We start from the raw sequence: 9,335 nt of genomic DNA, 5'->3' as shown, positions 1-9,335 counted from the left end.
CGCCGCCTGAGTTATGGAGTTCCTTGTGACTGTTACCCCAGCCTCCACGTCCTTCGTTGACCGGCATATCGGCGCGCGCCGCCAGGCCGACGTCGACGCCATGCTGAAGGCTGTCGGCTACGACACCGTCGACGCCCTGGTGGACACCGCCGTTCCGAAGGACATCCGCCAGGACGCCGACCTCGCGCTCGCCGCGGCCCTGAGCGAGGTCGAAGTCCTCGCCGAGCTGCGCAAGCTGGCGTCGAAGAACAAAACCGCCGTGCAGATGATCGGGCAGGGCTACTACGACACGCTCACCCCGCCGGTGATCCGCCGCAACATCCTCGAAGCCCCGGCCTGGTACACCGCGTACACGCCCTACCAGCCGGAGATCTCGCAGGGCCGGCTGGAGGCGCTGCTGAACTTCCAGACCATGGTCCAGGACCTGGTCGGCCTGCCGATCGCCAACGCCTCCCTGCTGGATGAAGCCACCGCCGTGGCCGAGGCCGTGCTGATGATGCGCCGCGCGAATAAGAACAAGACGGCGCACGACGGCAAGACCGTCCTCGACGCCGACTGCCTGCCCCAGACCATCGCGATCGTCAAGGGCCGCGCCGAGGCCCTCGGCTTCGAGGTCGAGGTCGCCGACCTCTCCAAGGGCCTGCCCGACGGCGTCATCAACGGCGTCGTTCTGCAGCAGCCGGGCGTCTCCGGCCGCGTGTTCGACCACACCGCCGTGATCGCCGACGCCAAGGAACGGGGCGCCCTCGTCACCGTCGCGGCAGATCTCCTCTCCCTGACCCTGATCACGTCCCCGGGCGAGCAGGGCGCTGACATCGCCGTCGGATCCGCCCAGCGCTTCGGCGTGCCGCTGTTCTTCGGCGGCCCGCACGCTGCCTACATGGCCGTTCAGAAGGGGCTCGAGCGCTCCATGCCCGGCCGCCTCGTGGGTGTCTCCAAGGACAACGCCGGCGTTCCCGCCTACCGCCTGGCCCTGCAGACCCGCGAGCAGCATATCCGCCGCGAGAAAGCCACCTCCAACATCTGCACCGCCCAGGCCCTGCTGGCCATCGTGGCTTCCTTCTACGCCGTCTACCACGGCCCGGACGGGCTGAAGGCAATCGCCCAGTCGGTCCACGTCCACGCCAAGACCATCGCCGCCTCCCTGAAGGCCGCCGGCCTGGACGTGCTGCACACCTCCTTCTTCGACACCATCACCGTCTCCGTGCCGGGCCGGGCAGCTGAGATCATCGCGGCAGCCGACGCCAAGGGCGTCAACCTGCGCGCCATTGACGCCGACACCGTCGGCATCTCCGCCGACGAGGCCACGACGGTGGCCGTCGTCGCCGACGTCATTGCCGCGTTCGGCGCGTCCGTGACTGCCGCGGCTGCAGGCACGGACACTGCGTTCGGCCTGGACCCCGCCGTCGAGCGCACCTCCGACTACCTGCAGCACCCGGTGTTCAACACCCACCGCTCCGAAACCCAGCTGCTGCGCTACATCCGTCGCCTCTCGGACCGCGACCTGGCCCTGGACCGGACCATGATCCCGCTGGGGTCGTGCACCATGAAGCTGAACGCCACCGCCGAGATGGAAGCCATCTCCTGGCCGGAGTTCGCGTCCATCCACCCGTTCGCCCCGGAATCCCAGACCGCCGGCTGGCGTGAACTGATCGAGGACCTCGAAGGCCAGCTGACCGAGATCACCGGCTACGACCAGGTCTCCATCCAGCCCAACGCCGGTTCCCAGGGCGAGCTCGCCGGCCTGCTGGCCATCCGCGGCTACCACCACTCCCGCGGGGACGCCCGGCGCAACATCTGCCTGATCCCGGCCTCCGCGCACGGCACCAACGCCGCCTCCGCCGTGCTGGCCGGCATGAAGGTCGTCGTCGTGGCCACGGCCTCGGACGGCACGATCGACCACGCGGACCTGACCGCGAAGATCGAGCTGCACAAGGACGCGCTGTCCTGCATCATGATCACCTACCCGTCCACCCACGGGGTGTACGACGCCGACGTCCGCGAGGTCTGCGACGCGATCCACGCCGCCGGCGGCCAGGTCTACGTCGACGGCGCCAATCTCAACGCCCTCGTCGGGCTGGCCCAGCCGGGCAAGTTCGGCGGCGACGTCTCGCACCTGAACCTGCACAAGACTTTCTGCATCCCGCACGGCGGCGGCGGACCGGGCGTTGGCCCCGTGGCCGCCAAAGCGCACCTGGCACCGTTCATGCCGGGCAACGCGGCTGATCCCGCCAATGGCGCCGACGGCACCCCGATCTCCGCCTCCCGCTACGGCTCGGCCGGTGTCCTGCCGATCTCCTGGGCGTACGTGAAGCTGATGGGCGGCCGCGGCCTCACCGAGGCGACCAAGTCCGCGCTGCTCGCGGCGAACTACATCGCATCCCGGCTGGATGAGCACTTCCCGGTGCTCTACACGGGGGAGAGCGGCCTGGTGGCCCACGAGTGCATCCTGGATTTGCGTGAACTGACCGCCAGGACCGGCGTCACCGCCGAGGACGTGGCCAAGCGCCTCATCGACTTCGGCTTCCACGCCCCCACACTGTCCTTCCCCGTGGCGGGCACCCTCATGGTGGAGCCCACCGAGTCCGAGGACCTTGCGGAGATCGATCGCTTCATCGAGGCGATGATCACCATCCGCCAGGAGATCGACCAGGTCTCCAACGGCGATTTCACGGTGGAGAACTCCCCGCTGCGCAACGCACCCCACACGGCAGCCGCCGTGATCAGCACCGACTGGACCCGCGAGTACCCGCGTGAGCAGGCCGTCTTCCCGGTCCACACGCTCAAGCAGGACAAGTACTTCCCGCCCGTCGGCCGCATCGACGGCGCAGCCGGGGACCGCAACCTGATCTGCTCGTGCCCTCCCCTCGAGGCCTTCGAAGAAGACACAGCAGTCCACTCCGACGACTCCGCCCACTCCGACTCTGACAGCTAGGGACAGCCACCGATGAATGAGAATTACACGGCACTTTACGAAGAGCACAAGAAGCTCGGCGCCTCCTTCACGGACTTCGGCGGCTGGCAGATGCCGCTGAAGTACAGCTCGGAACTAGCCGAGCACCACGCCGTCCGCAAGTCCGCGGGCCTGTTCGACCTCTCCCACATGGGCGAAGTCTGGGTCACCGGCCCCGACGCCGCAGCCTTCCTGGACTACGCCCTCGTGGGCAAGATTTCGGCGATGGCCATTGGCAAGGCCAAGTACTCGCTGATCTGCAACGAGGACGGCGGCATCATCGATGACCTCATCACCTACCGCCGCGGCGACCAGAAATTCCTTGTGGTCCCCAACGCCGGCAACGCGAAGGTCGTCGCCGCGGCCCTAGCCGAGCGCGCCGGTTCCGGAAAGGACGGCGGATTCGACGTCACCGTCCGTGACGCGTCCGCCGAGATCTCGCTGATCGCCGTGCAGGGACCCAAGGCCCAGGAGATCCTGCTGCGCCTGGTCCCCGCCGCGCAGCACGAGCTCGTCACCGGCCTGAAGTACTACGCCGCAGTGGACGTCCCGTTCATGTTCGCTGGAGCCAGCCAGGACCTCCTGCTGGCCCGCACCGGCTACACCGGTGAAGACGGCTTCGAGATCTTCATCGCGAACGACGCCGCCGCCGCCCTCTGGCAGGCGCTCGTCGCCATCGCAGAGGACGGCGAGCTGACCCCCTCCGGTCTCGCGTCCCGCGATTCGCTCCGTCTCGAGGCCGGCATGCCGCTTTACGGCAACGAGCTCTCCCTGGAGGGCGATCCGTTCGCCGCCGGCCTGGGCCCCGTCGTCGCCCTGTCCAAGGAAGGCGACTTCATCGGCAAGGCCGCCTTGGCCGCCAAGAAGGAAACCGGCGCCGGCGCCACGACGGGCCGCAAGCTCGTCGGGCTCAAGGGCCTCGGGCGCCGGGCCGGCCGCGGCCACTACCCGGTCCTCAAGGACGGCAACGTCGTCGGCGAAGTCACCTCCGGCCAGCCCAGCCCGAGCCTGGGCTACCCGGTCGCGATGGCCTACGTCGACGTCGAATTCACCGAGCCCGGCACCGCACTGGACATCGACCTCCGCGGCAAGGCCGAACCCTTCGAAGTTGTCGCACTGCCTTTCTACAAGCGCCAAAAGTAGCCGAAGCTGTCCTGGGGGCTGCGTGACTGTGGTTGCGTCAGCCCGTCGGACCCGGCATCCTCTGCATGCTCGGTCGCGAAGACGCCCGCTGAGCGGACGTAACGCTCCCTTAGACGCATGCTCCCGGATGTCGGGCCCGAAGGGGCCCTGCAGCTCACCTCGGGTTCAACTCACCTCGAGTTCCAAGCCTCATTTGGGGCGCCTTCGAAGGCCAAAAGTGCTGGGGGATGTACCGCCTACCGCGGCTCTGGGTTGTCCCAAGCCCGATCATTGGGGGTTGAGCTTGATGACACCCTTGAAGCCTCGGAGCACCCCGGCTCTGGAAGATATCGAAAAGCCACTGTTTCTTCCGGGGAAACGGCTGGCCCCAAAAACTGAACTGAATAGCGGCGGGTGAGGGGATTCCGGAAGCGTGCGTCTAAGCGAGGGACGAGCGAGCACGCGGAGGAATTGCCTCATCCGCCACCCAACCCACCACAATTGTTGTGGCCCACGACTTTTCAAACGTAAAGGAAAAACACATGGCAAAAGTTGCCCCTGAACTGCAGTACTCCGACGAGCACGAGTGGGTTGCCCGCGAGGCCGGAAACGTTGTTTCCATCGGCATCTCCGCCGTCGCCACGGATGCCCTGGGCGACATCGTCTACGTGGACCTGCCCGAGGTCGGTTCCGCGGTGACCGCGGGGGAGACCTGCGGCGAGGTCGAGTCGACCAAGTCGGTCTCGGACCTGTACGCCCCTGTCACGGGTGAGGTCACCGAAATCAACCCTGCCGTCGTCGATGACCCCGCGCTGATCAACAGCGACCCGTACGGTGCCGGCTGGCTCTTCAAGGTCGCCGCCGAGTCCGACGGCCCGCTGCTTTCGGCCCAGGAGTACGCGTCCAAGAACGGTGGCGAGCTGTGAGCGGCGCATCGGCGGCCGCGGGCACACAGACGTTGGCGTTTGAGCAGGTCGTCTCCGCGAGCCTGGACGCGGACCTGTCCGTGCTGGATCCGGAGATCGCCGCGAAGATCGACGCCGAACTCACCCGGCAGCGTGACGGTTTGGAGATGATCGCCTCGGAGAACCACACCGCCAAGGCTGTGATGCAGGCGCAGGGTTCGGTGTTGACGAACAAGTATGCCGAGGGCTACCCGGGCAAGCGCTACTACGGCGGCTGCGAGCACGTTGATGTGATCGAACAGCTCGCGATCGACCGGGTCAAGGCCCTGTTCGGTGCGGGGTTCGCGAACGTGCAGCCGCATTCCGGTGCGCAGGCCAACGCCTCGGTGATGCACGCCCTGATCCGGCCGGGCGACACCATCATGGGCCTGAACCTGGCGCACGGCGGGCACCTGACGCACGGCATGAAGATCAACTTCTCCGGCCGGCTCTACAATGTCATTCCGTACCAGGTCCGTGAAGAGGACCACCGGATCGACATGGCCGAGGTCGAGGCCCTGGCCCTGGAGCACAAGCCGGCGCTGATCGTTGCCGGCTGGTCCGCGTACGCCCGGCAGCTCGACTTCGCCGAGTTCCGCCGGATCGCCGACTCGGTGGGCGCCTACCTGATGGTGGACATGGCGCACTTCGCCGGGCTCGTGGCCGCGGGTCTGCACCCGTCCCCGGTCCCGCACGCGCACGTCACCACCTCCACCACGCACAAGACCCTTGCCGGTCCGCGCGGCGGCATCATCCTGTCCAACGACGCCGAGATCGCCAAGAAGATCAACTCCGCGGTGTTCCCCGGCCAGCAGGGCGGGCCGCTGGAGCACGTCATCGCCGGCAAAGCCGTGGCGTTCAAGATCGCCGCGTCCGAGGAGTTCAGGGAGCGCCAGGAACGCGTCCTGGCCGGCGCCCGGATCCTCGCCGAGCGCCTGGTCCAGCCGGACGTGACCGCCAAGGGCATCAACGTGATCTCCGGCGGCACCGACGTGCATCTGGTCCTCGTGGACCTGCGCAACTGCGTGCTCAACGGGCAGGAAGCCGAGGACCGGCTCGCGGACATCGACATCACCGTCAACCGCAACGCCGTGCCGTTCGATCCGCGCCCGCCGATGGTCACCTCCGGGCTGCGGATCGGCACCCCGGCGCTGGCCACCCGCGGCTTCGGCGAGGCGGCCTTTACCGAGGTTGCCGACATCATCGCCGAGGCCCTGACCGCCGACGCCGGCGCGGACCTGTCCGGTCTCCGCACCCGGGTCCAGGCCCTCGCCGCCGCCCACCCGCTCTACCCCTCGGTTGCTAACCTCGCCTAGGCGACGTAAGACTGAAGTAGCAGCAGTACAGAACTAACAGCAGTACAGATCACGACGCCGGGTTGCCGCCACAAGCCGCCGCCCGGCGTCGTGCATCCGGCATGCGGCCGCCAACCAGCGCCCGCAGCGCCTTCCGGCAGGACCCTCTGCCGGGCCACAGCAAGACCTAGTTAGGAACCGACAATGGCTGTTGGAGTCTTCGACCTCTTTTCCATCGGAATAGGGCCATCCAGCTCACACACCGTGGGGCCCATGCGGGCCGCCGCCCTCTTCGCCGAGGAACTTAAGGCCTCCGGGAACCTGGAGAAGGTAGCGTCGCTGCGCGTGGACCTGTACGGTTCCCTGGCCGCCACCGGCCACGGGCACGGCACCATGACCGCGATCCTGCTCGGCCTGGAAGGCTTCCACCCCGAACTGATCCTGCCCGAGGAAGTGGAGGAACGGCTGGCCACGATCGCTGAGACCGGCACTCTGCAGCTGGCCGGCTCGGTCGCCCTGCCGTACGGGGTGAAGGACATGATCCTGCGGCCGCTGACCATCCTGCCCCGGCACACCAACGGCATGACGTTCACGGTTTCCGACGCCGACGGCGAAACCGTCCACAAAGCCACGTTCTTCTCCGTCGGCGGCGGCTTCATCGTCCGCGAGGGCGAGGAGGACGCGGCCCTGAAGGAGCTCGACGAATCCAAGAAGGAACTGCCGTTGCCGTTCCGCACGGCCGCGGAACTGCTGGGCCGCTGCCAGTCCAAGGGCCTCTCGATCGGGCAGATCATGTTCGTCAACGAGCGCGCCTCCCGCACCGAAGCGGAAATCCGCGACGGGCTGCTGCACATCTACTCGGTGATGGAAGGCTGCGTCGAGGTCAGCCTCAAACGCACCGGGCTGCTGCCCGGCGGGCTCAAGGTCCGCCGCCGGGCCCCGGACTGGCACGAGCGGCTGATGAAGGAAACCCGCGGCCAGGACCCCGACTACCGGGACCCGAAGTACTGGCAGGAATGGGTCAACCTGATCGCCCTGGCCGTGAATGAGGAAAACGCCTCGGGCGGCCGTGTGGTCACCGCCCCCACCAACGGCGCCGCGGGCATCATCCCGGCCGTGCTCTACTACGCGCTGCACTTCGCCCCCGGCATGGACCAGGCCACCCAGGCCGACCGGGACGAGACGATCGTCAGGTTCCTGCTGACCGCCGGCGCCATCGGCGTGCTGTACAAGGAGCAGGCCTCGATTTCCGGGGCGGAGGTCGGCTGCCAGGGCGAGGTGGGCTCGGCGTCGTCGATGGCGGCCGCCGGCCTGGCCGAAGTCATGGGCGGCACGCCCCAGCAGGTGGAGAACGCCGCGGAAATCGCGATGGAACACAACCTGGGCCTGACCTGCGATCCGATCGGCGGGCTCGTGCAGGTCCCGTGCATCGAACGCAACGCGATCGCCGCCGCCAAAGCCATCAACGCCGCCAAAATGGCGCTCTGGGGCGACGGCACGCACCGGGTCTCCCTGGACGAAGTCATCGTGACCATGCGCGAAACCGGCAAGGACATGAGCTCCAAATACAAGGAAACCGCGATGGGCGGCCTCGCCGTCAACGTCGTGGAGTGCTAGGAAGCTGACCGCCGCCGGCCGGGGCTGACGTGGCGCTGGCCGGCTGCTCCGGCTGCGCGGCCTACAGCCATGCGGCCTACAGTTGTGCGGCCTGCAGCTGTGCAGGCGCTAGTTGTGCAGTGCCGCCCACAGGTTCAGCGAGGATGCGTACACGATCCACGACAGGTAGGGCAGCATCAGCAGTCCTGCCGCCCGGCTGATCGGTCCGAAGAGCACCACCGTCGCGGCCACGGCCACGGCCAAAGCCACGATGATCCCGAACGCGATCCACAGCGCCGGCGTCCCGAGCGCCGGGTACAAGGCGAAGAAGACCGGCGTCCAGAGCAGGTTCAGCCCCAACTGCACGCCGTAGGCTGTCAGGGCCGCTTTGGACCCCGGGGCGCGGCTGCGCCAGACCAGCCACGCCGCGACGGCCATGGCGGCGTACAGGACCGTCCAGACGGGCCCGAAAACCCAGTTCGGCGGGGACCACGGGGCCTTGTCCGCGGTGGCGTACCAGCCGTTGACGTGGTTGGCCGTGGCCAGGCCGCCCAAGGCCGCAACGAGCGCCGACGCGCCGAGGAACAGAAGCAGCGCGACCACCTGGGACAAGCCGCTGCCCGCGCCGCTTCCGACGCCCTTAGAGTGGCCGCCGGGCGCCCCGGGACGGCCTTCCAGCGGTTGTTGCTGAGCCTGCATGAGACCAGCCTAACCGCCTGACCCGGACCGGCGGCAGGGTGCGGACCGATAGACTTGGCGCTGCATGTCCGCATGCCGCCGAAGCTCGTACCGCAATGATTGGATACCGCACCCTTGCGAGAATTCACTGCCCGTTTTGCCTCTGCCGAAGAGATTGCCAACTGGGATGCCCACGTCACGGCGAACCCCAACGGCGGCAATCTCCTGCAATCGGAAGCCTTCGCCGAGGTCAAACAGCACTTTGGCTGGAAGCCCTTGCACCTGGTGTACGAGTCGGCCGATTACACGAGCTACAACCTGATCCTGGAGAAGTCCTTTCCGGTCCTCGGCAAGCTCTGGTACCTGATCAAGGGACCCGACGTGGCGTCGGTCGAGGACGTCCCCGGGATCGTCGCGGCGAACGCGGACTTCGTCAAAAGGGCCAAGCTGGGCGTCTTCGCGATCAAGATCGAACCGGATGTTGTCTTGTCCGACGACGCCGCGCGGATCCTTGAGGCCGCCGGACTGGTCAAGACCCACAACCTGCAGCCGAACGACTCCACGGCGCTGCTCGATATTGCGCCCGAGGAAAACCAGCTGCTGCGCAACCTGCACTCCCGGGGCCGCAACGCCGTGCGCCGCGCCATCCGCGAGGGCGTGGAAGTCCACAACGTCGAGCCCACGGAAGAGAACTTCCGGGCCATGTATGCCCTGATGACCACCACGGTGGAAGCCAAGTCCCAGGTC

Annotated in this window: 6 protein-coding genes and 1 pseudogene; 6 read left to right on the top strand and 1 reads right to left on the bottom strand. The window is 67.6% G+C overall.

Features of this window, described 5'->3' with window-relative positions; translation table 11 throughout:
* Positions 1 to 13: 13 nt before the first annotated feature.
* The 5 genes from gcvP (at position 14) to LQV45_RS11930 (ending at position 7,931) form a co-directional block, all read left to right on the top strand.
* A complete protein-coding gene (gene gcvP / locus LQV45_RS11950; RefSeq protein ID WP_230007217.1) occupies positions 14 to 2,935 on the top strand; it encodes an aminomethyl-transferring glycine dehydrogenase in 2,922 nt (973 codons plus the stop codon).
* Between the two features lie 12 nt (positions 2,936 to 2,947).
* Positions 2,948 to 4,096 carry a glycine cleavage system aminomethyltransferase GcvT gene (gcvT, locus tag LQV45_RS11945; protein WP_230007216.1) on the top strand — a complete coding sequence of 383 codons (1,149 nt, stop codon included), beginning with the start codon at positions 2,948 to 2,950 and terminating at the stop codon, positions 4,094 to 4,096.
* A 521-nt stretch (positions 4,097 to 4,617) separates the two neighbouring features.
* Positions 4,618 to 5,001 (top strand): glycine cleavage system protein GcvH, encoded by a 384-nt coding sequence (gene gcvH, locus LQV45_RS11940; RefSeq protein WP_230007215.1) that lies wholly within the window; start codon positions 4,618 to 4,620, stop codon positions 4,999 to 5,001.
* A complete protein-coding gene (glyA, locus tag LQV45_RS11935; RefSeq protein WP_290370241.1) occupies positions 4,998 to 6,335 on the top strand; it encodes a serine hydroxymethyltransferase in 1,338 nt (445 codons plus the stop codon). Before gcvH ends, glyA begins: the two co-directional genes overlap by 4 nt.
* Before the next feature lie 183 nt (positions 6,336 to 6,518).
* The gene (locus tag LQV45_RS11930) at positions 6,519 to 7,931 is read left to right on the top strand and encodes an L-serine ammonia-lyase (protein WP_230007214.1); all 1,413 of its coding nucleotides are present in this window, start codon (positions 6,519 to 6,521) and stop codon (positions 7,929 to 7,931) included.
* 108 nt (positions 7,932 to 8,039) lie between these two features.
* Here the strand turns inward: LQV45_RS11930 and LQV45_RS11925 are convergent, their stop codons facing one another.
* Entirely contained in the window at positions 8,040 to 8,609 is a 570-nt protein-coding gene (locus LQV45_RS11925; protein WP_230007213.1) for a TspO/MBR family protein, read from the bottom strand.
* 114 nt (positions 8,610 to 8,723) lie between these two features.
* Between LQV45_RS11925 and LQV45_RS11920 the strand changes: the two are divergent.
* Positions 8,724 to 9,335: pseudogene (locus tag LQV45_RS11920) on the top strand (peptidoglycan bridge formation glycyltransferase FemA/FemB family protein); the annotation flags it as partial.

Source organism: Microbacterium sp. Bi128, from assembly GCF_918698205.1.
This window is presented reverse-complemented; position numbering and strand designations above follow the sequence as displayed.